At 66.6% G+C, this 26,399-nt stretch carries 21 protein-coding genes and 1 pseudogene; 7 read left to right on the forward strand and 15 right to left on the reverse strand.

From position 1 onward, the window contains the following. The gene (gene tssB, locus FHY19_RS16120) at positions 1-510 is read right to left on the reverse strand and encodes a type VI secretion system contractile sheath small subunit (RefSeq protein WP_008572540.1); all 510 of its coding nucleotides are present in this window, start codon (positions 508-510) and stop codon (positions 1-3) included. A gap of 290 nt (positions 511-800) precedes the next feature. On the opposite strand from tssB, the pseudogene tagK reads away from it, so the two are divergent. After that, a pseudogene (tagK, locus tag FHY19_RS16125) lies at positions 801-1,459 on the forward strand (transcriptional regulator TagK). 729 nt (positions 1,460-2,188) lie between these two features. Here the strand turns inward: tagK and FHY19_RS16130 are convergent. Beyond that, complete coding sequence (locus tag FHY19_RS16130) at positions 2,189-2,635, reverse strand: universal stress protein (RefSeq protein ID WP_259157464.1); 447 nt, start codon at positions 2,633-2,635, stop codon at positions 2,189-2,191. Positions 2,636-2,823: 188 nt separating this feature from the next. Next, on the reverse strand, positions 2,824-3,405 hold the full coding sequence (locus FHY19_RS16135; protein ID WP_259167355.1) for a sugar O-acetyltransferase: 582 nt from the start codon (positions 3,403-3,405) through the stop codon (positions 2,824-2,826). 444 nt (positions 3,406-3,849) lie between these two features. On the opposite strand from FHY19_RS16135, the gene FHY19_RS16140 reads away from it, so the two are divergent. After that, complete coding sequence (locus tag FHY19_RS16140) at positions 3,850-4,074, forward strand: hypothetical protein (protein ID WP_259167357.1); 225 nt, start codon at positions 3,850-3,852, stop codon at positions 4,072-4,074. Positions 4,075-4,251: 177 nt separating this feature from the next. Here the strand turns inward: FHY19_RS16140 and uvrD are convergent, their stop codons facing one another. Next, positions 4,252-6,438, reverse strand: a complete 2,187-nt coding sequence (gene uvrD, locus FHY19_RS16145; RefSeq protein ID WP_259157476.1) for a DNA helicase II — start codon at positions 6,436-6,438, stop codon at positions 4,252-4,254. Between the two features lie 620 nt (positions 6,439-7,058). Further along, positions 7,059-8,453: an FAD-dependent oxidoreductase gene (locus tag FHY19_RS16150; protein WP_259167212.1), complete on the reverse strand. Its 1,395-nt coding sequence runs from the start codon at positions 8,451-8,453 to the stop codon at positions 7,059-7,061. A gap of 166 nt (positions 8,454-8,619) precedes the next feature. Between FHY19_RS16150 and FHY19_RS16155 the strand changes: the two genes are divergently transcribed. Continuing rightward, positions 8,620-9,015, forward strand: coding sequence for a VOC family protein (locus FHY19_RS16155; protein WP_259167213.1), 396 nt, complete (start codon positions 8,620-8,622; stop codon positions 9,013-9,015). Between the two features lie 10 nt (positions 9,016-9,025). Here FHY19_RS16155 and cls read toward each other — a convergent pair whose 3' ends face one another. After that, the gene (gene cls / locus FHY19_RS16160; protein WP_259167358.1) at positions 9,026-10,444 is read right to left on the reverse strand and encodes a cardiolipin synthase; all 1,419 of its coding nucleotides are present in this window, start codon (positions 10,442-10,444) and stop codon (positions 9,026-9,028) included. A 10-nt stretch (positions 10,445-10,454) separates the two neighbouring features. Beyond that, positions 10,455-11,765 (reverse strand): LysR family transcriptional regulator, encoded by a 1,311-nt coding sequence (locus FHY19_RS16165; protein WP_259167214.1) that lies wholly within the window; start codon positions 11,763-11,765, stop codon positions 10,455-10,457. A 101-nt stretch (positions 11,766-11,866) separates the two neighbouring features. Here FHY19_RS16165 and FHY19_RS16170 point away from each other — a divergent pair, with 101 nt between their 5' ends. The 3 genes from FHY19_RS16170 (at position 11,867) to FHY19_RS16180 (ending at position 15,152) form a co-directional block, all read left to right on the forward strand. After that, the gene (locus FHY19_RS16170) at positions 11,867-12,538 is read left to right on the forward strand and encodes a 4-carboxy-4-hydroxy-2-oxoadipate aldolase/oxaloacetate decarboxylase (RefSeq protein WP_259167216.1); all 672 of its coding nucleotides are present in this window, start codon (positions 11,867-11,869) and stop codon (positions 12,536-12,538) included. Continuing rightward, positions 12,531-13,586: a 4-oxalomesaconate tautomerase gene (locus tag FHY19_RS16175; RefSeq protein WP_259167217.1), complete on the forward strand. Its 1,056-nt coding sequence runs from the start codon at positions 12,531-12,533 to the stop codon at positions 13,584-13,586. Before FHY19_RS16170 ends, FHY19_RS16175 begins: the two co-directional genes overlap by 8 nt. Positions 13,587-14,129: 543 nt before the next feature. Next, positions 14,130-15,152: an amidohydrolase family protein gene (locus tag FHY19_RS16180; RefSeq protein WP_259167218.1), complete on the forward strand. Its 1,023-nt coding sequence runs from the start codon at positions 14,130-14,132 to the stop codon at positions 15,150-15,152. A 351-nt stretch (positions 15,153-15,503) separates the two neighbouring features. Here FHY19_RS16180 and rpmG read toward each other — a convergent pair whose 3' ends face one another. The 4 genes from rpmG to FHY19_RS16200 form a co-directional block, all read right to left on the reverse strand. Next, positions 15,504-15,671: a 50S ribosomal protein L33 gene (rpmG, locus tag FHY19_RS16185; protein WP_002809462.1), complete on the reverse strand. Its 168-nt coding sequence runs from the start codon at positions 15,669-15,671 to the stop codon at positions 15,504-15,506. 13 nt (positions 15,672-15,684) lie between these two features. Further along, on the reverse strand, positions 15,685-15,921 hold the full coding sequence (gene rpmB, locus FHY19_RS16190; protein WP_002809459.1) for a 50S ribosomal protein L28: 237 nt from the start codon (positions 15,919-15,921) through the stop codon (positions 15,685-15,687). 257 nt (positions 15,922-16,178) lie between these two features. Then, positions 16,179-16,826 (reverse strand): cation transporter, encoded by a 648-nt coding sequence (locus tag FHY19_RS16195; protein ID WP_259167219.1) that lies wholly within the window; start codon positions 16,824-16,826, stop codon positions 16,179-16,181. Beyond that, complete coding sequence (locus FHY19_RS16200) at positions 16,823-20,038, reverse strand: CusA/CzcA family heavy metal efflux RND transporter (protein WP_259167220.1); 3,216 nt, start codon at positions 20,036-20,038, stop codon at positions 16,823-16,825. Before FHY19_RS16200 ends, FHY19_RS16195 begins: the two co-directional genes overlap by 4 nt. 137 nt (positions 20,039-20,175) lie before the next feature. Between FHY19_RS16200 and FHY19_RS16205 the strand changes: the two genes are divergently transcribed. Continuing rightward, positions 20,176-20,397, forward strand: coding sequence for a hypothetical protein (locus FHY19_RS16205; protein ID WP_259167374.1), 222 nt, complete (start codon positions 20,176-20,178; stop codon positions 20,395-20,397). A gap of 292 nt (positions 20,398-20,689) precedes the next feature. Here FHY19_RS16205 and FHY19_RS16210 read toward each other — a convergent pair whose 3' ends face one another. The 4 genes from FHY19_RS16210 to FHY19_RS16225 form a co-directional block, all read right to left on the reverse strand. Continuing rightward, positions 20,690-21,961 carry an efflux RND transporter periplasmic adaptor subunit gene (locus FHY19_RS16210; RefSeq protein WP_259167221.1) on the reverse strand — a complete coding sequence of 424 codons (1,272 nt, stop codon included), beginning with the start codon at positions 21,959-21,961 and terminating at the stop codon, positions 20,690-20,692. Positions 21,962-22,146: 185 nt separating this feature from the next. Then, on the reverse strand, positions 22,147-23,412 hold the full coding sequence (locus FHY19_RS16215; RefSeq protein WP_259167222.1) for a TolC family protein: 1,266 nt from the start codon (positions 23,410-23,412) through the stop codon (positions 22,147-22,149). Between the two features lie 56 nt (positions 23,413-23,468). Further along, positions 23,469-23,852, reverse strand: coding sequence for a hypothetical protein (locus FHY19_RS16220; RefSeq protein WP_259157689.1), 384 nt, complete (start codon positions 23,850-23,852; stop codon positions 23,469-23,471). A 618-nt stretch (positions 23,853-24,470) separates the two neighbouring features. Next, positions 24,471-26,279, reverse strand: coding sequence for a DUF885 family protein (locus FHY19_RS16225; RefSeq protein ID WP_259167223.1), 1,809 nt, complete (start codon positions 26,277-26,279; stop codon positions 24,471-24,473). Positions 26,280-26,399 lie beyond the last annotated feature (120 nt).

Consider the following 26,399-nt stretch of genomic DNA (forward strand, 5'->3'; position numbering starts at 1 on the left):
TCAGGCTCCTTCCGGCTCGGAGGCCGGCTTGGCCGCCGATACCAGCGACTGCAGCAATGCCGGGTCGCGGATGGCATTGGCAATCAACTGCTCTGCGCCGGCCTTGCCGTCCATATAGGTGTCCAGGTTGGCCAGCTGCGTGCGTGCCTCGAGCAACTTGGCCAGCGGCGCGACCTTGCGCGCAATGGCGGCCGGCGAAAAGTCGTCCATGCTTTCGAAGGTGATATCCACCGCCAGCTCGCCTTCGCCGGTGAGCGTATTGGGCACCTTGAACTGCGCGCGCGGGCGCATCGACTGCAGGCGGCTGTCGAAATTGTCGACATCGATCTCCAATGCCTTGCGCTCGTCCAGCGACGGCAGCTCGCCGGCGTTGGCGCCCGACAGGTCCGACATCACGCCCATCACGAACGGAATCTGCACCTTCTTCTGCGCGCCGTAGACCTCCACGTCGTATTCGATCTGCACGCGTGGCGCCCGGTTGCGGGCGATGAACTTCTGACTGCTGGCCATGCCTGATCTCCGATTGAGCTTGCCCGTTGCGCCAACGTGCGGGGCACGTGCGCTGTCTTGTGGCCTGGATATCGCCGGCCCGGCCGATCGCCTGGAGCCTGCGTGCGACGCCGGTGCTGCGGGCCTGCCCGCAACTGCCGCACCACGCGGACCCAAGCGACAGGCCGTGCGATGACGCCTCTTCAGCGTTGCGGCAAGTCTAGGAATGCCCCTGCGCGCTCACCCGACAAATCGTCTCAATCGTGCCGATGCGTGATGCGCGGCCGACTTCGTGAAAGAAACGTGATGGGTTGGCGATGCTTTTTTCGGTTGATCAAAGGACAGGCCCCGGGGAGTGGGCCGCAGGCAGTACCGCATGAGCATCAGCTACTACAGCGCCATCGTTCCGCAAGCGTCCTCGACCATGGAGGCGCATGCGCCGCTGATGATCGATCTGCTGGCCTATATCGAGCAGCACATCGGCGAGGCCGAGCTCGGCACCGAGTCGTTGCAACAGGCGTTCGCGCTGTCGCGCGCGTCGTTGTATCGGCTGTTCCAGTCGCGTGGCGGCGTGGCCAGCTATATCCGCGAGCAGCGCCTGTGCACGGCGCACCGTTATCTGCAGGCGTATCCGGAGTGCAGCCTGACCTGGCTGCTGTACGAAATGGGGTTTGCCTCGGAGCGGCAGTTCCAGCGCGCCTTCCAGCAACGCTTCGGCATGCCGCCGATGCAGTGGCGCCGCCAATGCCGTGCCACGCCGCACGCACCGGCACCGCGCCGCGGCCACTACATGCCGATGTGGCGCTTCATGCGCGAACTGAACCACGAGGTGCTGCCCGAGCGCGCATCGCTGCGCCATGGTGTGCTCACGCCCACCGCAGGCTCGCCGCTGGTGCATGCCGAAGCGCTGCGCCGGCTCGCCCGGCCGGCGCCACGCTTTGCCGCGCAGCTGGAACCCATGGAGGGCTGAGCGCAGTGTTTGCGTAGGAGCGCACCTGGGCGCGATACGGCATTCCCGGTAGCGCCACGTCGCGCCCGGGTACGCTCCTACAACCACGCGTATGGATCAGACCGCGCATCTGCTGATCACGGTCCTGCCTACTTCGTGTACACCGCAAACCCGGACGCTACGTAGGAGCGCACCTGGGCGCGATACGGCATTCCCGGTAACGCCACATCGCGCCCGGGTGCGCTCCTACAACCACGCGTCTGGATCAGACCGCGCATCTGCTGATCACGGTCCTGCCTCCTTCGTGTACACCGCAAACCCTGGACGCTGCGTAGGAGCGCACCTGGGCGCGATGCGGCATTCCCGGTAACGCCACGTCGCGCCCGGGTGCGCTCCTACAACCACGCGTATGGATCAGACCGCGCACCTGCTGATCGCGGTCCTGCCTACTTCGTGCACACCGCAAACCCTGGCCGCTGCGTAGGAGCGCACCTGGGCGCGATACGGCATTCCCGATAACGCCATATCGCGCCCGGGTGCGCTCCTACAACCACGCGTATCGATCAGACCGCGCACCTGCTGATCACGGTCCTGCCTACTTCGTGTACACCGCAAACCCTGGACGCTACGTAGGAGCGCACCTGGGCGCGATGCGGCATTCCCGGTAGCGCCACGGGTACGCTCCTGCATGAAACGACGCGATGGGTCGCCTGCGTATCTGCTCATCAACGCGTTCGTACCACGTCGGCCTCAGCGAATTACCAGGACCGGAATCGTGCTGTGCGTGAGCACTTCCACCGTCTGGCTACCGAGCAGCATGCGGCGCACGCCACGTCGCCCGTGCGAGGTCATGATGATCAGATCGCTTTTGCATTCTTCGGCGGTCTGCACGATGCCTTCGGCCGCGAAGCGGTCCAGCACATGCCGTGACGTGGCCTTGATATTGGCGGCTGCCGCCAGTTCCAGCGCAGGACGCAGGATCTTCTCGGCAGCGGCTTCGCGCTCGGTGCGGTATTCCGGGCTCGCCTCGTACCCCACGCTCCAACCCATCGCGTCATACATGCCCATCGCCCACGGCTCGGACACGGTGACGATGTCGACCTTGGCACCGGTGGCCTTGGCCAGTTCCAGCCCTTGAAACAAGCCGCGATGCGACAACTCCGATGCATCGATGGCGATGAGAATACGTTTGTACATGGTGACCTCCTGCAGAGATGGCATTGCTGCCGTTTGTGGTGCCGGACTCACGGTGACAGGCACTGGTGCTGGTTGCCTTGATGTGGATCAATGCTGCAAAGGCTGGCGTGGCACTTAATGTTGTTCTGCTACGACGTGCACTGCATGCAAGGCCGATCACAGCGCATGCGGCGCGTCGTTCAATCCGCTCAATCCGTCGCCGCGGCATCCGGATCGGGCCGCATCCCTCGCACACGCGCGGGGTTGCCCACTGCCGTCGCACCCGCCGGCACGTCGCGGGTGACCACCGCACCGGCGCCGATCAATGCATCGTCGCCGATGCTCACGCCCGGCAGGATGATGGCCCCGCCACCGATCCACACGTTGCGCCCGATACGGATCGGCTTCCCGAATTCCAGGCCGCTGGCACGCCCCACGGCATCACGCGGGTGATCGGCAGCGTAGATCTGCACGCCGGGGCCGATCTGCGTGCCGTCGCCAATGCTCACCTCGCAGATATCCAGGATCACGCAGTTGAAGTTGAGGAACACGCCCGCACCCAGGCGGATGTTGTAGCCGTAGTCGCAATGAAACGGCGGGCGGATGACCGCGCCCGCCCCGACCTCGGCCAACCGCTCACGCAACAGCGCATGTCGCTGCGCGGCAGTCTGCAAGGCCGCTGCGTTGTAACGCACCATCCAATCGGCAGCGGCCGCCTGATCGGCCTGCAGCTCGTCGTCGGCAGCGTTGTACAGCTCGCCTGCCAGCATTTTGTGTTTTTCGGTGCGCATCGGGCGGTGTGTCTTCATGCAGTCGGTTCGACCGCAGCGTGTCACGAAAGCTGCCGTGAATGCATCGGGCAGCGCACAACAGCGCGGAGCAGTCTGGGGCTGTCGACCTGATTCGTGGCCCGCCCCATCTCCGTGCCAGAACGGCAATTCGCCGGTACGCCCCTCGTAGCGCCAAAGAAGGTAGAGAGTCGTTGTCGGGAGGGTATGGACCGCGCGCAGGAGCCGCAACGATGGCGTTGGCAGCGGGATAGTTGATACTTTCTGGAAAATTGCGGTTCTAAGCCATGCTCGCTCAAGGATGACTCCATGAAGAAGCTTCTTTACGTCTGCCTGGCCACACTGCTCGCGATCTGCTGCAGTGCACCCGCCCATGCCACCTCAAGCCTGTCCTTCGAAGGCGGCGGTTACGCAATGACGTTTGAAATCGGCAACGATGGTCGTCCCGTGATCGCCAGTATCCATTTCTATGCGCCGGGCGATAGCAAAGGCGTTCCATTGCGGAACGACTTCCAGGTCAAGACGTTCGATACCAAGCGCAGGGTATTGCGGCTGATTTACCCGGGCGGCGACCAGGATGCGCCACCATTTACGCTGGTCGTGCTGGCGAACAAGTCGACGCTCACCATACATGGCAAGCGCATCAACTCCACCTTCAGCTGGGAGATGTAGGCGTACGACGACGAAGTCGCTGCAATGCCTTCACTCCACTCCAGCGGCAAGCAGTGAGGAAATCTCGGCGCGTTTGATCAACTCCGACATCAACCTGCTCTGCCTCCCTACCGATAGCTCACCGACGTGCCATCGTCGCTCCCCCAGGTCCAGGATTGCCGGTGATGCAGGGAAGACCTACACCACCGTCAAATTCGCGTACGCCATCACCAGCCACTTGGCACCGACTTCGTCGAACTGCACCTGCACGCGGGCATGCGCACCGGCGCCTTCGTAGTCGACGACCACGCCGCCACCGAAGGTAGGGTGCTCGACGTTGGCACCGAGTTTGATCGGCGCGGTCTCCACGATTCCGTGCACCGGGCCGCCACGCGCTGCGCCCAGCGAGGCGGTGCGCGAGACCTGCACCTTGGGGCGCACTTCGTTCAACAACTCGCGTGGAATCTCGCGCAGGAACCGCGACGGGACGTTGTAGTTGTCCTGGCCGTGGATGCGTCGCGATTCGGCGTAGCACAGCACCAGCTTCTGGCGCGCGCGGGTAATGCCCACATACGCCAGGCGCCGCTCTTCTTCCAGCCGGCCGCTTTCTTCCAGCGAACGCGCGCTCGGGAACAGGCCATCTTCCAGGCCGACCAGAAACACGATGGGGAATTCCAGACCCTTGGCCGAATGCAGCGTCATCAGCTGCACGCCTTCTTCGCCGGCCTGTGCCTGGCCTTCGCCGGCTTCCAGCGAGGCGTAGGCCAGAAACGCGACCAGCTCGGTCATGCCCTGGCTGTCTTCGTCATCGGGCCGAGTGAAGCGCGAGGCCACCGACACCAGTTCGTCCAGGTTCTCGGTGCGCGATTCCGAATCCAGCCCGCCGCGGCTTTCCTTGGCCCAATGCTCGCGCAGGCCCGAGCGCATCAGCACATGGTCGATGCGTTCGGCCAATTCCATTTCGCCGGTTTCGGCGTGCAGCTGGCCGACCAGGCTCAGGAAGGTGGCCAAGGCATTGCGCGCACGTGCGGCCAGACCGTTTTCCTGCGTGGCCAGCATCGCCGCTTCCCACAACGACAGCGCGTTGGCGCGTGCCAGGCGGCGCACTTCGTCCAGCGTACGGTCGCCGATGCCGCGCGTGGGCGTATTGACCGCGCGCTCGAACGCGGCGTCGTCGCTGCGATTGGTGAGCAGGCGAAGGTACGCCAGCGCATCCTTGATTTCGGCACGCTCGAAAAAGCGCATGCCGCCGTACACGCGGTACGGCAATTGCTCGGAAATCAGTGCCTCTTCCAGCGCGCGCGACTGCGCGTTACTGCGATACAGCACCGCCACTTCGCCGTAGCTGCCGCCGTCGCGCACCCACTGGCGCGCGCGCTCCACCGCGTAGCGCGCCTCGTCGACCTCGTTGTAGGCCGCGTACAGATCGATCGGGTCGCCATCGCCGGAATCGGTCCACAGCTGCTTGCCGATGCGGTCCGGATTGTGCGCGATCACCGCATTGGCCGCGCCCAGGATGTTGGCGCTGGAGCGGTAGTTCTGCTCCAGCCGCACGGTCTGGGCGCCGGGGAAATCCTTGAGGAACTTCTGCACGTTCTCGACCTTGGCACCGCGCCAGCCATAGATGGCCTGGTCGTCGTCGCCGACCACGAACACGTGCCCGGTCTCGCCGGCGAGCACGCGCACGAAGGCGTACTGGATGGCGTTGGTGTCCTGGAACTCGTCGACCAGGATCTCGCGGAAGCGCGCACGGTAATGCGCCAGCAAGGCCGGAGTGTCGCGCAGCAGTTCGTGCGCGCGCAGCAGCAGCTCTGCGAAATCCAGCAGGCCGGAGCGGTCGCAGCGTTCCTGGTAGGCCGCGTACACCTGCCGGCGTACCTCGGTCCAGTCGTCGTTGGGCTCGGGCTGGATATGCTGCGGACGGCGGCCCTCGTCCTTCTGCTCGTTGATCCACCAGCTCATCTGCTTGGGCGGATACTTGCTCTCGTCCAGTTCCAGCGCCTGCACCACGCGCTTGACCAGCCGCAGCTGGTCGTCGCTGTCCATGACCTGGAAGCCTTCGGGCAGCCGCGCGTCCTGCCAATGCAAACGCAGCAGCCGATGCGCCAGCCCGTGGAAGGTGCCGATCCACATGCCGCGGCTGCCGTTACGCAACTGCAGGTCGGTGCGGTGGCGCATTTCGCCGGCGGCCTTGTTGGTGAAGGTCACCGCAAAGATGCCGTGGTTGGGCACGCCCTGGACTTCGTTGAGCCAGGCGATGCGATGGATCAGCACGCGCGTCTTGCCGGAGCCGGCGCCGGCCAGCACCAGGTAATGCCCCGGCGGCGCGGAAACGGCCTCGCGCTGGGCGGGGTTTAAATGATCGAGCAAATGAGAGACATCCACCGGCGCATTTTACCGGTTGTGGCGTCGCTGCGGCTGAGATTGCGATGAAGCGGTTGGGATTGCTGCCCCCATCCGCCCTTCGGGCACCTTCCCCCGCAGGCGGGAGAAGGGAGAAGGCAGGCCGCTGGTTGCTCTGTCACCTACAAGAGAAGGCAGGCCGCTGGTTGCTCTGTCACCTGCAAGAGAAGGCAGGCCGCTGGTTGCTCTGTCACCTGCAAGAGAAGGCAGGCCGCTGGTTGCTCTGTCACTTACAAGATAAGGCAGGCCGCTGGTTGCTCTGTCACCTGCAAGAGAAGGCAGGACATTGGTTGATCTGCCGCTTGCGAGAGAAGCCAGGACGTTGATTACTCTGCCGCTTGCAGGAGAAGCCAGCACGTTGGTTGTTTTCCCGCCTGCAAGAGAGCGCAAGCAGATGCTCGCCGTGGCAGAGCCCCTCTCCCGCCTGCGGGAGAGGGGTTGGGGTGAGGACACGAGGCGCAGCCACGACGCAGTGCGTGCGGGTCACCCGAGGCTTTGCTCGCACCCTCATCGGGCGCTAAGGGTCGCCTTCGCCCATCGAAGAGGCCAATGTCGCGGCCGGAGACGCCAGCCAAGCTGCTTTTCCTGTCCCCACACGCCTATCAGCGCTCCAGCAGCACATCGCGCGCGATCGCCGCTGCCTGCTCACGCAACTCCGGCACCGCCAGGCTCTCCCACAGCGCGCCGATGCGCAGGCTGCCGATCACCCGCAGGCGCGGGTTCGTCTGACCGTCGGCATCGATCAGGCTGCCATCGGCAGCGGTGTCAACGCCGATGCCGTGCGGGCCGGCCATCGCGATGCCCTGCCCCAGCAACTGCTGCAGCAACGGGTTTCGCATCGCCTGCACGCGCATTTCCACGCCGGTGGCATTGACCAGCGTCTGCACGTCCAGCTGCAATGCATGCCCGGCACGGGCAGCGCCCGCACTCACGCGCACGCATGCACCGACCTCAAATGCCACATCCAGCCGCGCGCGATGCAGCTGCAGTTGCCCGCGCGCCTGCATCGCCTGCAACTGCGCATGCACCGGTGCGGCAATGCGATGGCGATGCACATCCCAGTAACGCACCACATGCCGCAGGAAACGGCGCTGATCGGCTACGGACAAGGTTTGCCACAAGGCCTGGCTCAAGGGCCGGATGCGTTCCATCACCCCCTGCCACGGCAGCCCCTGCGCCAGCGCCAGGCGGGCGTGCCGGCGCAACGCGCGCATGCGCGCACGCAACGGCAGCGCCAGCAGCGCTTGCGGGTCGAACGCGGCCACCGCGCCATGCGCATGTGCATGCGGCAAGGGCAACAGCCCGTGCCGCGACACCACATGCACCGCGCCGCGATGGGCCTGCGCAGCCAGCGTCACCACCGTGTCGGCCATGCTCAGGCCGGAGCCGACGATGCACACTGCGGCGTCCTGCGGCAACGCGGCCACCGCCTCGGTGTCCCAGGCCTCCACCCGCTGCGCAGCCGACAGGCCGGTGGCGCCACGCAGCGGCAACGGGCGCAGCGCGTTGCCAACCGCAAGCACCACTGCGGCGGCCTGCAGCGTGTGCCCGTCGTCCAGGTGCAACAGCGCACCGTCTGCGTTTGGCTGCAAGGTCTGCACGCGTGCGGTACGCACGACCAGGGCAGCAGGGCTGGTCGCACGCGCGGCCTGCAGACGATCGCGCAGATAAGGCGCGTAATGCCTGCGCCCGACGAACTGTTGCGGCAGCTGCGTATCGTCCAGCTCCGGGCAAGATGCGTGCGCACGCAGATAGTCGACAAAATCCTGCGGCGCATCCACCAGCGCACTCATGCGCGCGGCCGGCACATTGAGCAGATGTTCGGGACGCGTGGTGGAGTACGCCACGCCCTCGCCCAGCAACGGGTGCGGCTCGATCAACACGATCCGTCGCGGCTCTGCGGCCTGACGCAACAGTTGCAGCGCCACCAGCACACCGGATGCGCCACCGCCGACGATGGCGATCGTTGCATCGCCGGGATCACGCACTGGATTCATTGCGGCATTGTAGGCGATGGCTGCGCCGGACCCCCGATCGCCGCGTCCCGGCTGCGCAGACGCCTCGCCGGCCGGCCCTGGGCTTGCCAGGTTTCCACGCGCCCAGCATCACCAGCGCTTACGATTGGCTGCGCACGCTCGGCAAAGGCCCTGGGAGGCCCACAGCATGTCTGTTGCATTGGTCAGGCTCATCGTCTACGTCCACGATGTCGCGGCAATCAAGGCCTTCTACCAGGCCCATTTCTCACTCCCCGTCCTCGAAGAGATCGCCGATCAGTGGGTCGTCCTGGCCGCAGGGCAGATCGAGCTGGCGCTGCACCTGGCCGGCGACAGCTACCGCCAGTTGCCGGCATCGCCGGGATCCGACCCGCCACGGCCGGCGGCAGGCTCCACCACGAAGCTGGTGTTTGCCATCACCTCGGACCTGGCGGCCCATCGCGAGCAACGCCGCAGCGCAGGCGTCCCGGTGGGCGAGCTCAAACGCTACGCCGGCTTTGCTTACCAGATGTACGACGGCCGCGACCCGGAGGGCAACGTCTTCCAGGTGATGCGCCTGGACTGACGTAAGGCCGCTACATCAATGCATCGGCCAGGCGTGCGATGCCTTCGCGGCTGCGGCGCCAGGCCGGACGGCGGCGCCACTGTTCCAGGTCCAGCGCACGCGCATTGGCCAGATAATCCTGTTCGATCTCGCGTAGCCGCTGCACCACGCCCCGGTCGTAGCAGAGCATGCCGATCTCGGCATTGAGCGCGAACGAGCGGATGTCCAGATTGATCGAGCCGACCAGGGCGATGTCCTGGTCCATGCTCAGATGTTTGGCATGCAGGAAGTGAGGACGGTATAGCGCAATCTTCACCCCACAGCGCAGCAACTCCTCGAAATACGCTTCCTGCGCCCATGCCGCCAGGACCTGGTTGTTGCTCTCCGACAGGATCAGCTGCACATCCACGCCCGAGACCGCGGCGATGCGTAGCGCACTCAGCAAGGCTTCGTCGGGAACGAAGTACGGCGTCACCAGCACCACCTTGCGCCGCGCCAGATGGATCACCGCATTGATAGCATCACGCGCGTTTTCGAACGGATATGCCGGCCCGCTGGGCAACAGCTGGGTGGCGATGTTGGCCTCACATACCGGCGCATCCGGCCAGACATCCAGCCGCTGGCCGGTTTCGGTGAACCAGTCGCTGGCGAACACCGCTTCCAGATGATTGACCACCGGCCCGCGCACACGCGCCACCAGCTCGCGATTGGGCACACCGTCGATGAAGCCGGCGTCGGCCAGATTCTGCGAGCCGACAAAGCCCACCTGGTTGTCGATCACCGCGATCTTGCGGTGATTGCGCAGATCCATGCGCCCGCTGCGGCGCCAGCGCAGGCCACCGGGCAGCACCGCCAACACCTCGATGCCCTCGGCCTGCAGGCGCTTGCGATAACGCCGCAGGCCGCGCTTGGCGCCCACTGCATCGAGCAGCACGCGGCAGCGCACGCCGCGCGCGCTTGCCCGTTGCAACGCTGCCACCACCGCATCGCCCACCGCATCGTCGAACATCAGGTAATACAGCAGATGCACGCGCTGTTCGGCTGCATCGATCGCAGTGATCAGGGCCTGCAGCGACTGCGCGTAGTCGTCGAGCAATTCCACCGCATTGCCCAGGGTCGGCATGAAATCGCCCTGCCGTTCGATCAGCGGCACCACCTCGGCGCTGCTGGTATCGGCCTGCGGCGTCCAGCGCAACGCATGCAAGGGAAGCTGCTGTTCGCGGATCACCTGCGAAGCGGTGGCCTGTCGCTCCACGCGCAGCCGCGACACCCACGGTTGGCCGAGCAGCAGATACAGCGGCAGGCCGGCCACCGGCACAAACCCGATCAGCAACAACCAGCTGCGCGCCGCGCCTGGCGTGGTGCGGCTGGGAATCCATAGCAGCGCGGCCAGGCGGATCGCCCAGTCCAGTGCCAGCAGCCAGGTACCTTGCGACCAGTCGGGCATCAGCGCTCCATGTTCATGAGGAAGCCGATTCTGACCCGGCTGCGGGTAAACGCAACGGCGCAGTGCCCGCCGGCTGGATGCAATGGCGAAACGGGCCGGCATCTGCCGACCCAGGATGCGTGCGCTCGGCGCACACCTGCCGCAGCGTCTGCACGAAGGCGGTCTGCGCACGCGTGGGGTGCCAGTCGCTGCGCGTGGTCATGCCGATCTGCCGACGCAAGCGCGGCCCGGCGCTGCCGATCTCGCGCAACAGGCCGGCGCGGCGCTCGAACAGGAACTGGTCGCGCGACATCAGGGTCAGCCAGTCGTCTTCCAGCAGCAGCCCGCGCACGGTGAGCTCCGCACCGCATTCGATGCGTAGCGGCGGCGGCTGCAGCTGCCGATCGCGGAACATGCGCTCCCAGCGCTCACGCACCGGCGTGCCCGCTGCGGCCATCACCCATGGGTAGTCGAGCAGCTGCGCAAAGGCGTACGCCTTGCCGGCCAACGGGTGCCCGCTGCGCGCCACGATCACCGGCTCGTCGTCGAACAGCGGCTCCTGCAGCACGTCGCGCACCGGCAACGGGTCGCGTAGCGCACCGATCAGCAGGTCCAGCCCGCCCTCGCGCAGATGCGCCAGCAACTGCGCATACGGGGCTTCGACCACGCTGATGCTGGCGGCCGGGTGCGCACGCGCAAACCGCGCCAGCGCCTGGGGCAGCAGGATCGCCCGCGCCAGCGGCATCACTCCCACCACCACCCGCCCGGCATCGTGCGAGCGCAGGGCGGCCACTTCGTCGAGCGCGGCGCGCACCTCCGCCAGCGCCAGCCGCACCTGCCGCAGCAGCCGCTCCGCCACCGGCGTGGGCTGCATCGCCTTGCCGCGGCGCATGGTCAGCGGCACCTCGATCACATCGGCCAGTGCCTGCACTGCGCGGTAGACCGCCGGCTGCGACACGCCCAGTTGCACCCCCGCCAGCGAATAGCTGCCTGCCACGTCCACCGCCACCAGCGCCTGCAGCTGTCCCAGCGACACCCGCCGCTCCAGACCGGGCCGCGCCGGCAACCGCAGCGCACGTCGCGCCACCCGGATGCCACGGTCCAGATGCGCCAGCGCGCGCGCGATCCGCGGCACCACCAACTGGGTGGCCTCGGTGGCGGCCATGCCGCCAGGCTGCCGCTCGAACAGCCGCACGCCCAGTTGCTGTTCCAGGCGGGCCACCGCCTGGGTCAGGGCCGGCTGCGACAGATTCACCTGCGGCGCGGCCGCACTGATGCTGCCAAGCCGGTGCACCACGACCAGGGCATACAGATGGCGCAGGTTCGGTTCGGGCATCGGCGGCATGCTCTAACTATAAGCAAAACCAATACGCATACCTCAAATGAATGTTGAGCTGGTTGACTCTTGCCGCTCAGACTCCGCGCAGCACTAACGAGGATGGATGGATGAGCCAGGTCGTCACCCAGGTTGCGCGCACCCCGATCGCCCTCGTGGAAGGCCTGGCCCAGGCCGGCGTGGCCACGGTGCACGAGGCGCAGGGCCGCAGCGGCCTGTTGCATCACCGGTTGCGCCCGATCTACGCCGGCTGCCGCGTCGCCGGCACCGCCGTCACCGTCTCGGTTCCCCCGGGCGACAACTGGATGATGCACGTCGCCATCGAGCAACTGCAGCCCGGCGACGTGCTGGTGGTGGCGCCTACCAGCGACTGCTGCGACGGCTACTTCGGCGATCTGCTGGCCACCTCGGCGCAGGCGCGCGGCTGCCGCGGGCTGATCATCGATGCCGGCGTACGCGACGTGCGCGACCTCACCGCCATGCAATTCCCGGCCTGGAGCCGCGCCGTCTGCGCGCAGGGCACCATCAAGGAGACGCTGGGCTCGGTCAACGTACCGCTGGTCTGCGCCGGACAGCTTGTCCAGCCAGGCGATGTCGTGGTGGCCGACGACGATGGCGTGTGCGTGGTGCCGCGTGCCACGGCGGCCGAAGTACTGGCCGAAGCGCAGGCCCGCGAAGCGCGCGAACTGATCAAGCGCGAGCGCCTGGCGCGCGGCGAACTGGGCCTGGATATCTACGCCATGCGCGAGCGTCTGGCCGCCAAGGGCCTGCGCTATGTCTGAGCAGGTGCGCGCGATGTGGATGCGCGGCGGCACCTCCAAGGGCGGCTTTTTCCTGGCCGACGACTTGCCCGTCGACACCGCCGCACGCGATGCATTCCTGCTGCGCGCCTACGGCTCGCCGGACCTGCGTCAGATCGACGGCATGGGCGGCGCCGACCCGCTCACCTCCAAGGTGGCGGTGGTGTCGCGCTCCACACGCGCCGATGCCGATGTGGACTACCTGTTCTTGCAAGTGGCGGTCGAGCAGGCGCAGGTCAGCGATGCGCAGAACTGCGGCAACATGCTGGCCGGGGTGGCCCCGTTCGCGCTGGAACGCGGCCTGCTGCCTACTCGCGACGGGCAGACCGACGTGCGCATCTTCATGCGCAACACCGGCACCCTGGCAACGGCCACCGTACGCACGCCCGGTGGCCGGGTCACTTATGCGGGCGACGCGCGCATCGACGGCGTGCCGGGCACGGCCGCGCCCATTGCCTTGGCATTCGCCGGGATTGCAGGCGCTTCCTGCGGCACGCTGTTGCCGAGCGGGCACGCCGTGGACACGCTCGATGGCGTGGCGGTAACGCTGATCGACAACGGCATGCCATGCGTGGTGATGCGCGCCGGCGATCTCGGGATCAGCGGGTATGAAGATCGCGCCACGCTGGATGCACACGAGGTTCTCAAGGCGCGGCTGGAGTCCATTCGCCTGCAGGCCGGCCCCCTGATGCAGCTGGGCGATGTCAGCGCCGCGACCGTGCCGAAGATGATGCTGGTGGCCGCGCCGCGCAACGGTGGCGCGATCAGCGTGCGCTCGTTCATCCCGCACCGCTGCCATGCCTCGATCGGCGTGCTCGGCGCCGTCACCGTCGCCACGGCCTGCCTGCTGCCTGAGTCGCCCGCGCATGCACTGGCGCTGCTGCCGGGCGGCAGCATCCAGCAGCTGGAGGTCGAGCACCCCAGCGGGACGACTGGCTGCGTCATCGAACGCGATGCACACGGCGCGGTGGTACGCGCCGCAGTCGTCAGGACTGCACGCAAGTTGTTCGATGGGGTGGTGTTTGGGTGAGCATCGTTGCCAGCATCGGGCGAGCTTAGCGACTTCAACCCCGCCTGAGCAGGCGCGTTGTGGTGCGCGCCCTGCAAGCGCGCGATCGTCGGTGCGCTGCCGGCGTCGCCCGCACCGCGATGCACGCGCGCGCTGCGGATCGTGTCTCGGCGCAATGCCCCCCCGCATCGCGGCAACGTCTTGCCTGTCCGGCTCATGTCGGGTGGTTTTGCTGCATAGGCAGCGCGGATCGGGTGCCGGTCGCGCCCGGGTGCGCTCCTGCGTGGTGGGCGCGCCGCGCTGCATGGGGTGCAGGGTGAGACAGGTCAGGCTGCACCCGCGGCACGCGCAGCCTGACGCGTCGTCGTCAGACCGTCGCACACCGCCCGAAATACGTTCCGGAGCTGCGCTCGTCGATGTGGATGACGATGACGATGACGCACAGGCTCAGCGACCACACTCGACTGGCGGCTGCGCATGCACAGCGTCGACCGCCACCGCGCGCTGCATGCGTTCGCCAGGCTGCGTGCGCCGGTTCCGATTCGCACTTCAACGAGCATTGCCATGATCATCGACTGCCACGGCCACTACACCACCGCACCGGCTGCACACGATGCGTTTCGCAAGGCGCAGATTGCCCATTACAACGACGCAAGCCTGCCGGTGCCGGCCTATCCGCACATTTCCGACGATCAACTTCGCGAAAGCGTCGAACAGCATCAATTGCGCCTGCTGCGCGAGCGCGGTGCGGACATGACGATCTTCTCGCCACGTGCCAGCACCATGGCGCACCACATCGGCGATGAAGCGGTGAGCCAGGTGTGGACGCGGCATTGCAATGACCTGATCGGGCGGGTGGTGCAGCTGTATCCGCACACCTTTATCGGCGTGTGTCAGCTACCGCAGTCGCCGGGCGTGTCGATCGCACAGTCGATCAAGGAGCTGGAACGGTGCGTCACCGAGCTCGGGTTTGTCGGCTGCAACCTCAATCCCGATCCGTCCGGCGGCCACTGGACCGGCCTGCCTTTGACCGATCGCGCCTGGTACCCGTTCTTCGAAAAAATGGTCGAGCTGGATGTGCCGGCAATGGTGCACGTCTCGGGCAGTTGCAATGCCAATTTCCACGCCACCGGCGCGCACTACCTCAATGCCGACACCACCGCGTTCATGCAGTTTCTGGAAGGCGACCTGTTCGCTGATTTTCCGCAGCTGCGCTTCATCATCCCGCACGGTGGTGGCGCCGTTCCGTATCACTGGGGCCGCTTCCGCGGCCTGGCCGACATGTTGGGCAAACCGCCGTTATCCACGCACGTGATGCGCAATGTCTTTTTCGACACCTGCGTGTACCACCAGCCCGGCATCGACCTGCTGTTCGAAGTCATCGACATCGACAACATCCTGTTCGGCTCGGAAATGGTCGGCGCGGTGCGCGGTATCGACCCGCAGACAGGTCACTACTTCGACGACACCAAGCGTTACATCGACGCATTGGCGATCTCCGATGCCGACAAACGCAAGGTGTTCGAAGGCAACGCGCGGCGGGTGTACCCGCGCCTGGACGCACAGCTGCGTGCGCGTGGACTGTAGCGGTGCTCCCTTCTCCCATCGGGAGAAGGTGCCCCGCAGGGGCGGATGAGGGGCGCCTCGGAGAGCGGTCACCGCCTGCGACGTTTAACGCGTCGCCACGCGCCTTCAGAAGTAAAACACCGACTGCTTCACCTCGAACTGCAAACTACTAACGGTGTGCGCAATCGGAAAAACGACGTCTCGCTCCCTTCTCCCATCGGGAGAAGGTGCCCCGCAGGGGCGGAGGTGGAGTGGCCCAGGAAGTGTGCGTATTCAAACCATTGTTGCGATCAAACCCCGCAACACTCCACAAACGCAAACACCCGCCTTTCGGCGGGTGTTTGCTTAGAAGCAGATCGCGTAATCGATGGATTACTTGATCTTGCCTTCCTTGTACATCACGTGCTTACGCACGACCGGGTCGTACTTCATCATTTCCATCTTCCCCGGAGTGTTTTTCTTGTTCTTGTCCGTGGTGTAGAAGTGGCCGGTAGCGGCCGAGGAAATCATACGAATCTTGTCACGCTTGCCTTTTGCCATGACTGCTTACTCCTCAGACCTTTTCGCCGCGCGCACGCAGCTCTTTCAGAACGGCATCGATCCCGTTCTTGTCGATGGTGCGCAATGCATGCGCGGAGACACGGAGCTTCACCCAGCGGTTTTCGCTGGCGACCCAGAAGCGGCGCTCATGCAGGTTGGGCAGGAAGCGACGACGGGTTCTGTTGTTTGCGTGGGAGACGTTGTTACCCGTCTGCACACGCTTGCCGGACACTTGGCATACGCGGGACATTACGCACCTCGATAAATGAATTGCCACCCATAGCCTGGGGAGCGGCGGCCCCGACAGCGTCAAGCTGCCACGCAACGTTGGGAATCAAGAACTTACGCTGGAACCGGCCGGCAACCCCATCGCGCTGGGTGCCGCCATCCGGAGCGATCCGGGCACAGCGAGCCGCGCATTATGCACGGCTTTCCCATGTGCCGCAAGCACTTACAGCGCGCCGCCGCTGGCGCCGCCATTGTGCCTCGCCCGACCGTAGCAATGGGTCAGCCGTCGCCGGCCTGCGCCATCACCGCGACCCGACGCAGCTCCGCCAATGCGCCGCGCGCCACCTGCCACGCCGAGCGCAGGAACAGCAGCAGCAATGCCACCGCGATCACCAGATCGGGCCAGCCGCGACCGAACGCCCAGACCCCCGCACTGGCAGCCAGCACCGCGACGCCCTCGTAGACATCGTTGCGCGAGCAGGCCCAGGCCGAGGCCAGGTTGATGTCGCCGCTGCGGTACGGCCACAGCAGGCGCAGGCACAGCAGGTTGGCGGCGAAGTTCAGCGCCGCCACCAGCCCCATGCTCTGGAACAGCGGCAGCTGCGGGTGGGCCAGCTTCCAGCCGATCTCGGCCGCCACCGCGAGCGCGGCCAGCAGTATCAGCCCGGCCTTGAGCAAGGCCACCCGCGCCTTGGCCGCCAGGCTGGCGCCCACCACCGCCAGGCTCAACGCATAGGTCAACGCATCGCCCAGGTTATCCAGGCTGCCGGACAGCAGCGCCGCGGCGCCACTGTGCAGCGCGCCGGCCAGCATCAGCGCGAAGCTGCCGGCATTGATCGCCAGCACCCACCACAGCACGCGCCGTTGACGGGCCTGCATCGCCGCCACCTCCAGCGTCTTGCCGCAGCCGCAGCAGGACCCGCTCATGGCGTGCCTGCCTGCGGCCGTGCCGCCTCAACCGATGTGGCGGGCTGCGACCGCGCACGGTGCAACCAGCGGTACAGCACCGGCAGCACCAGCAAGGTCAGCAAGGTGGACGAGACGATGCCGCCGATCACCACCGTCGCCAGCGGGCGCTGCACTTCCGCACCGGCGCCGACGTTGAAGGCCATCGGCACGAAGCCGAGCGCAGCCACCAGTGCGGTCATCAAGACCGGCCGCAGGCGACTCAATGCGCCCTCACGCAAGGCCTGCTCCAGCGGCATGCCCTGCGCACGCAAACTGCGCACGAAGGCGATCATCACCAGGCCGTTGAGCACCGCCACGCCCGACAACGCGATGAAGCCGACACCGGCCGAGATCGATAACGCCAACCCGCGCATGGCCAACGCCACGACCCCGCCGGTCAACGCCAACGGCACGCCGCTGAACACCACCACCGCATCGCGCAACGAACCGAACGACCAGTACAACAGCGCGAAGATCAGCAACAAGGTGCCCGGCACCACCCAGGCCAGGCGCTGGCCGGCGGAGATCAGTTGCTCGAAGGTGCCGCCATACCCGATCCAGTAGCCGGTAGGCAGCGCCACCTCGGCCTGCACACGTTGCTGCACCTCGGCCACGAAACTGCCCAGGTCGCGATCGCGCACATTGGCGGTGATCACGATGCGGCGCTTGCCGTCTTCGCGGTTGATCTGGTTCGGGCCGAGGACGGTTTCAATCCTGGCAACCTCACGCAACGGCACGGTGGTCGGCTCGCCGCTACGCCAGCCAGCCGCGCGGCTGGATTCGTCGGCATCGCCACGCTCGCCATCGCCGCGCAACGGGATCGGCAAATCCGCCAATGCGGCCGGGTCCTGACGCAGGCCCTCCGGTAGCCGTACCACGATGTCGAACCGGCGGTCGCCTTCGAACAATTGCCCGGCGGCCTGCCCACCCACCGCGGCGGCCACGGTGTCCTGTACCACGCCGGGATTGAGCCCGTAGCCAGCCAGTGCAGCGCGGTCGGGCACCACGGCCAGCATCGGCAGGCCGGTGGCCTGTTCCAGGCTGACATCGGCCGCCCCGGGCACGCTGCTGGCGATCTCCTGCACGCGCTGCCCCAGCTTCACCAGGGTCTGCAGATCGTCGCCGTAGACCTTGATCGCCACGTCCGCGCGCACGCCGGAAATCAGCTCGTTCATGCGCATCTGGATCGGCTGGGTGAACTCGTAGTTGTTGCCAGGCAACTGCTTCACCGCCGCTTCGATCTCGGCTACCAACTGCGCCTTGGGCTTGCGCGGATCCGGCCATTGCGCGCGCGGATGCATGATCAGGAACGTATCGGCCACCGATGGCGGCATCGGGTCGGTGGCCACTTCGGCGGTGCCGAGCTTGCCGAACACATGCGCCACTTCCGGAAACTGCTTGATGCGTTTTTCCAGGGTGGATTGCATGGTGATGGCCTGTTCCAGGCTGGTGCCGGGAATGCGCAAGGCATGCAGCGCAATATCGCCTTCATCCAGGTTCGGAATGAACTCGCTGCCCAGCCGCGTGGACAGCAGCGCACACAGCGCCACCGTGACCAGCGCCGCAATACCGACCCAGCGGCCGTGCCGCAGCGCGCGATCGAGCAACGGCGCATACACGCCGCGCGCCCAGCGCATGGCGCGGTTCTCGTGCTCGGCCACCTTGCCGCCGAGCAGCAAGGCGATCGCTGCCGGGACAAAAGTGAGCGACAGCAACATCGCACCGCTCAGCGCCAGCACCACGGTGATGGCCATCGGATGGAACATCTTGCCTTCGATGCCGGTGAGCGCGAATACCGGCAGATACACCGCGGTGATGATGCCCAGGCCGAACAGGCTGGGGCGGATCACCTCTGCAGTGGCGTCGGCAGTCAGTTCGAAACGCTCATCGCGCTCGAGCACGCGCCCCAGGCGCAGTTGTGCTTGCCCGAAGCGGCGCAGGCAGTTCTCCACGATGATCACCGCGCCATCGACGATCAGGCCGAAATCCAGCGCGCCCAGGCTCATCAGGTTGCCGGACACGCCACCGCGCACCATGCCGGTGAGCGTGAACAACATTGCCAACGGAATCACCGCCGCGGTGATCAGGGCCGCACGCACATTGCCCAGCAGCAGGAACAACACCACGATCACCAGCAAGGCGCCTTCGATCAGGTTCTTGGCAACGGTGACGATGGTGCGGTCCACCAGCGCGGTGCGGTCGTACACCGGCACCGCCTGCACGCCGGCGGGCAAGCTGGCATTGGCCACTTTCAAACGCTCGGCAGCCGCCTGCGACACGGTGCGGCTATTGGCGCCGACCAGCATGAACACCGTGCCCAGCACCACTTCGCTGCCGTCCTGGGTGGCAGCACCGGTGCGCAACTCGCGGCCCTCGCCCACCTGCGCCACATCGCGCACCCGGATCGGCACACCTTCGCGCCGATCCAGCACGATCGCGCCGATCTGCGCGATGTCATCCACCTGCCCCGGCACCCGCACCAGGAACTGCTGTCCATTGCGTTCGATATAGCCGGCACCGATGTTGCGATTGTTCGCCTCCACTGCGCGCGCGACATCGTCCAGCGTGAAACCCAGTGCGACCAGGCGCGCCGGATCGGGCGTGATATGGATCTGCCGCGCGTAGCCGCCGATGGTATTGACCTCGGTCACGCCGGGCACATTGCGCAACTGCGGCCGCACCACCCAATCCTGCAGGGTGCGCAGGTCGGTGGCCGTCCACGCGGTGCCATCGGGTTTGCGCGCGTTGGGCTTGGCCTCTACGGTGTACATGAAGATCTCGCCCAGGCCAGTGGCGATCGGCCCCAGCTGCGGCTCCAGCTCGGCCGGCAGCTGTGATTTGACCTGCTGCAAACGCTCGGCCACCTGCTGCCGCGCAAAGTACAGATCGGTGCCATCGGCAAACACGGCGGTCACCTGCGACAAGCCGTAGCGCGACAACGAGCGCGTGGACTCCAGCCCCGGCAATCCCGCCAGCACGGTCTCCAGCGGGAACGTCACCCGCTGCTCCGATTCCAACGGCGAATACCCCGGCGCAGCCGTATTGACCTGCACCTGCACATTGGTGATGTCCGGCGTCGCATCGATCGGCAAGCGCGAAAAACTCCATGCCCCGATCGCAATCAACACCCCCGTCAACGCCAGCATCAACCAGCGCTGCGCGATCGCAAACCGGATGATGTTGGTCAGCATGACAGGCCCCTCCCTGCAGACATGGCAATACAGTGCGCCGGCCGCCCCCCTCGTCGTGACACGGACAGACAGCGCCGCCGCCCTATCGCGACACGCCGCAACACTCCAACCAAACACCCACCCGCACACCAGCGCTGTTGCTGTTGCTGTTGCTGTTGTTGTTGCTGTTGTTGTTGCTGTTGTTGTTGCTGTTGTTGTTGCTGTTGCTGTTGTTGCTGTTGTTGCTGTTGTTGCTGTTGCTGTTGCTGTTGTTGCTGTTGCTGTTGCTGTTGTCTGCTTTCGGGGCCCCATACCGCAGCGGCAAGGCCGGCAGATACAACCCGCAGGGAGGCGCGCATGGATGCGCGACGTTTTTGTAAGGGACATGGATGTCCCTTACAAAAATTTCTGCCGGACTTGCGAACCCGCAGCGCCGCAGGCGCGGAGGGCGCGAGGACGGGGTGTGCTTTCTTTTTGGTTACTTTTTCTTTGCACAAGCAAAGAAAAAGTGACTCGCGCCCGCCAGGGCGTGAAAGCCTTTGCCCTAGTCCGACAGCGCGCAAAGGTCTTTGCTCGAGCATGGAAGGGCGCGAATGCCTTGGACGTGGCGCGTCACCCTTCGCCCACCAAACGCCCCCACTCGACGACGCGATGCCGCCCACACCAGCGCGCTCAATGATCATGCGATGCCCCCGACTTTTCGATGTCGGCCTTGACCAGATAGCTCTGCTCCACCACCACCGTATCGCCCACCGCCAAACCCGACACCACCTGCACCTGTTGCGCATCGCGCGCGCCCAGGGTCACCGGCCGCGCTTCGTACACATCGCCCACGCGCACGAACACCACCTCCCAATCGCGAAACTGCTGCAACGCCCCCACCGGCACCACCATCGTTGCCGGCTGCTGGGCCACCGTCACCCGCGCCTTCACTGCCGACCCTGGCCGCCACGACCCGTCGGTATTGCGCAACACCGCACGTGCCACGGTGCTCTGACTGGCCGTGGCCGTGCCCGGCAAAACGCGCTCCAGCGTGGTTTGCGCCACCACGCCATCGCTGATGCGCGTCACCGTCACCGGCGCGCCGGCGGCGATATGCCCCGCGTCGGCGCCAAAGATGTGCAGGTCCACCCACAGGCTCGACAGATCCGCGATCTCGAACAGCGATTGGCCCTCGCCCGCGTTGCTGCCCAGGCTGGCGTTACGCGCCAGCACGGTGCCGCTGATCGGTGCGGTGACCGAGTAGGTGGTCAGGCTGAGATTGCTCTCCACCGTGGCCAGCACCTGGCCGGCACGTACCTGATCGCCGACATTGGCGCGCAGGCTGCGCACCGGCCCGGGAAAGCGCGCGGTCGCCTGCGCCTGCGCCCCTTCTGCCGGCGTCAGCAGACCTTGCACTTCATGCTGATCGGCGATGCTGCCGGCGCCCACCGGCGCCACGCGGATGCCGGCGTCCTGCGCAATCCTGGCGGCAATCGTGGTGCGGCCTTCATAGCTGGAATAAGTCCAGCGATGCGTCTTGCCCTGCACGCTGGCACGCACTTCCACGTCGAACGAATGCGGCTCGCCCACTTCGCTGGCGGCCAGCAGGCTGCCGTCGGCCTGCGCGCGCAGCGGATAGGTGTCGACCTTTCCACCCAGCCGCGTGGTCCTGACCTGCACGCTGCCGGCGCTGGCCGGTATCGGTTTGCCGTCGCGATAGAGCCAGGCCTGGAATGTCGGCGGGCGGCCGTCTTCGGCGATCGCAAGCTCCACGCTGTCGCCGTCCTGGCTGAGCAGCCGGCCGCCGTGTTTGCCTTTGGCCTCGTCGGCGTGTTCGGCGCCGCCGCCCTCTTCGGCATGGCCGGCCTCGCTGCCTGCATGGCCCTGATCGTGGTCATCGGCGCGGCCGCAAGCGCCGAGTAGCAGCGCCAGCAGCAGTAGCGCAAGGATAGAAGGCTTCATCGAAGGAAATCCTTTGGAATGCCGGCGCACTGCGCCAAGCGATACAGCAAATGAGGGGAGCCGCTGCGTGCGATACGGCCGCGTGCACGCAGCGGTGCGCAAGCGGGCGGCAGCGGCGATGCAGGTTGGATCCGCAGAGGTGGACAAGATGGCGTGCAACCGCGCGAACAGCCGGATGGTCGTGGTCATGGAGTCGTCTCCGCCGTGACCACAAACGGTTGGCCGGTCAGCCGCTGGATCTCGATCAATGCGGTCTGCGCTTCCACTGCGGCAGCGAGTTGCTGCTGCCGTGCATCGCTGCGCTGCGCCTGCAGCTGCGCCCAATCCAGATAACTGGTGGCACCGGCGCGATAGGCGCGTTCTGCGGCGGCATCGGCACGTGCCAGCGCAGGCAGCACTTCATCGCGCATGCGCGCCACCTCCAGCTGGCCGGCGCGGTAACGCCCATGCGCGTCGGCCAAGGTGGCGTACAGCTGCAAGGCCTGCGATTGGCGTTCGATGTCCAGTAGCGACAGCTCGGCCTGCGCGGCGCGGATCTCGGGCTGCGCACGACCGGCGCTGCCCAGCGCAAGCGACACACTGCCGACCAAGGCGTTGGCGTTGTTGCCTTCGAGCCGGCGCACACCGACCTGCCAGTCCAGATCCGGGCTGGCCTGGCTGCGGGCCAGCTGCAACCGCGCATCGCGCAGGCGCTGCTCGTTGTTCAGGCGCGCCAGCTCCGGCGTGCTGTCGAGTAATTGCGCCAGTACCTCGAACTCGGGGATGGCCGGCAGTTGCAGGGCATCGCCGCTGATCTGGTCGGCCTCGATGCTGCGCGCGCCCCACAGCAGCGCCAGTTGCCGACGTGCCGCCGCCACTTCCAGCTGCGCACGGTCGCGATCCAGTTCCGCACGCGACTGCAGGGCGCGTGCAGTGAGCAGGACCGACTCGGGCGATGCGCCGGCCTGCAACCGCTGGCGGGCGGCGGACACGGTGCGTTGGCGCTGCGCCAGCGTTTCCAGCGCGATGGTCTGGCGCTGGCGGGCGGCGCTGATGGCCAGATAGCGCCGCGCCACGTCGGCCAGCACATCCAGCCGCGCAAGGGCGCGTTGCGGGGCCAGCGCATCGATGCGTGCCTGCGCCAGCGTGCGGCGCGCATCCAGCTTGCCGCCGCGTTCCAGCACGCTGGCCAGGGTGACGGTGAGTTCGGCCTGGTCCAGCGCGCGGGTCGGCCCGCTGCCGAACACGTTTTCGATCTCCGCGCCAACGCGTAGCGGCGGGCGCAACGCGTCGCGCTGCGCCTCGGCAGCGAGCACGGCCTGCTGGCCGTCGGCCAGACGCAGATCGGGATGCTGGGCGGCGACGCGCGCAATGGCGTCGTCCAGGGTCAGCACAGTTTGGGGCGGTACGTCCTGCGCCATGGCGCACGGCACGACCGCGAGGGCGGCAAATGCCGCCAGTCGCAACCACATGAGGGTGTCTCCGCGAATCGGGATCGATGGACAGGCCGGCAGCCGCCGGCAAGGCATCAGGCCGCGATCGGGGGACGCAACAAGGTCTCGATCAGGTGCGAGCGGTAGTCGGTGGTCAGCGCAACCGGGTGCGCGTGTGTGCGCATCGGCAAGGGCCCCCAGGCCATTGCTGGCAGCATCGCCGGGCTATGCCCGTGGCAATACCCGCTGTGCATCAGCGCGTGCAGCAGGCCGGCACCATCGCGCTCGCCGGCATCGTCTTCGTCGGCGCCGTCGTGGCCGTGCGGCGCGCTGTCGTCCAGATGCGCCTGGTCGTGCGCCAGCGCATGCACATCGCCCAGCGCACAGGCCACCGGTGCGACCAGCACGCCCAACGCAAGCACTGCCAGCGCCATCAGGCGCAGCAGAGGGTGCAACAAGCGGGCGCGGCGCAGCAGCATGGCCGGCAGCGTATCGGGGCCAGGGCAGTTACACAATCGCATCCCGAGCGCCGTGCCCGATCCGGGGCGCAAGGCGCTCACCGGCGGCCCTGGCAGGGACGGACCTGGCCGCGAGACGGTCCCGACCAGTTCACGGCAACCGGAAGGATGCGGATGAACCACCGACGCCGGGCATCTGGTGTCCCAATGGCCGATCAGGGCTTGCGGCGGTGAGGACGTCGGGACGGCATCGCGGCCAGGGCCGCTCCTACGACAGCGTGGCCGCCGATCCTGCTGCCTCGTAGGAGCGGCCTTGGCCGCGACGCGGCTCGCACCGGTTCACGGTAACCGGAAGGATGCGGATGGGCCCTCGAGGCGGCGCGTCCGGTCCGCCGAACGGGCGATCATGCGTTGCGGCGGTGAGGACATCGGGACGGCATCGCGGCCAGGGCCGCTCCTACAACAGCGGGGTCGCCGGTCCTGCTGCCCGGTAGGAGCGGCCTTGGCCGCGACGCCTTACCGACCAATTCACAGCCACCAGGAGGATGGGGATCGCCCCGAAGCGGTGCGTCCGGTCCGCCGCAGGGGCGATCGATCCCGGCGGCGTTAGCTGCACCGGGACCGTATCGCACGCATCGGTCAGAGCGCGGCGGCGGCCTTGGCCTTGACCGGGCGCGCCTTGCTCTCGGCGATAAAGGCGCGCACCTGTTGTTCCAGCACCGGCAAGGTGACCGAGCCCTGCTTCAACACCACGTCATGGAAGGCCTTGATGTCGAAACGATCGCCCAGCTCGCGTTCGGCCTCGGTGCGCAGCTTGACGATGGTGATCTCGCCCAGCTTGTAGCTCAGCGCCTGGCCGGGCCAGGAGATGTAGCGGTCCACTTCGGTAGTGACTTCGTGCTCGCTGAGCGCGGTGCGGTCGCGCAGATAGGCCAGCGCCTGTTCGCGGGTCCAGCCGTCGTGGTGCACGCCGGTGTCGATCACCAGCCGGCAGGCGCGCCACATCTCGTAGGTGAGCCGGCCGAATTCCTCGTACGGGGTCTCGTAGATGCCCATTTCCTGGCCGAGTTTTTCGGTGTACAGCGCCCAGCCTTCGCCATAGGCGGAGATGTAGTTTTCGCGCCGGAACGCCGGCTGCTCGCCCTGCTCAAGCGCCAGCGAGCCCTGCAAGGAATGACCGGGCGAGGACTCGTGCAAGGTCAGCGCCGGCAGGTTGTACAACGGCCGCGACGGCAGGTTGTAGGTATTGACCCAATAGGTCGTGGCGCCACCGCGCCCGGCGGTCCAGAACGGGGCGATATCGGCCGGCACCGGTTTGATGGTGAAGCGCCCGCGCGGCAGCGTGCCGATGAACCTGCCGACCTGCCCGTCCACCCGCTTGGAAATCCACGCGGCGCGATCGAGCAGTTCCTGCGGGGTCTTGGCATAGAACTGCGGGTCGGTGCGCAGGAAGGCGAGGAACTGCGCGAAGCTGCCCTTGAAACCCACCTGCTGGATGATGGCGTTCATCTGGGTCTGGATCCGCGCCACCTCGTCCAGGCCGATCTGGTGGATCTGCTCGGGCGTCAATTCCAGCGTGGTGTATTCGCGGATCTGCTGGCGATAGAACGCCTTGCCGTCGGGCAGCGCTTCGGCCGCCAGCGTGGTGCGCGCCTTGGGCATGTAGTCGGTGCGGAAGAAGGTGAGCAGTTTGGCGTAGGCCGGAAGCACCGCGCCGCTTACCGCAGCCTTGGCCTGCGCGCGTAGCTGCGCCTGCTCGGCAGCCGGGATCTGCGCCGGCAGTTGCTTGAACGGCGCGTAGAACGTCGACTCGGTGGGGTCCTTCACCTCGGCGACGGTGGCGATGGAAACATCGCGCCCGTCCAGCACCGCGCGCGGCACGCTGAAACCGCGTGCCAGCCCGGTGCGCATGTTGGCGATCTGCTGATCGAAATAGCGCGGCACATCGTTCAGGCGCGCGATGTAGGCGCGGTACTCGGCGGCGGTCTTCATCGGCCGCTGCGCCATGAAGCCCAGGTTGGACCAGAACGAACTGTCGGAATTGAACGGCATCTCGTACAGGCGCAGGCGCACTTCGGCGGCAAGGTTTTCCACCTGCGGGCGATAGATCGCAAGGTTGATCCGGTTGGCGGGCGAGAGCTGCTTCGGATCGATGCCGTCGAGCTGCTTGAGCACCCCCTCCCACACCGCCAGGCGCGCCTGCTGCGCGGCCACGCCGACATCCGGCAGCTTGGTGTTGTCGCCGGTGGTATCGGTGTCTTCATCGGCCTGGCCGGTCTCGGCCTGGCGCCATGCCCACTCTTTCTCGTAGATCGCGCGGAAGCGCGCGTCGGCGGGTGCTTCGGCGGTCAGTGTGGCCGGAGCCGGCGGCGTGGCAGCCTGGGTCGTGGCGGCGAACGAGGTGCCCAACAGGGCGAGTGCGAGGGCGGTGGCAAGCGGAGAGGTCACGTGCGGAAAGCCTGATCTGGAGCGAACGCCCGATCATGGCAGCCCGCACGTGAGCTGCCATGGGCCGGAAGTCCCAGCGCGGGCTGGCGCAGGGGCATGGCTAGTGTCGGCGCTGCCCCC

The sequence above is a fragment of the Xanthomonas sp. 4461 genome (assembly GCF_024806475.1).
GTDB classification, from domain to species: Bacteria; Pseudomonadota; Gammaproteobacteria; order Xanthomonadales; family Xanthomonadaceae; genus Xanthomonas; species Xanthomonas arboricola_F.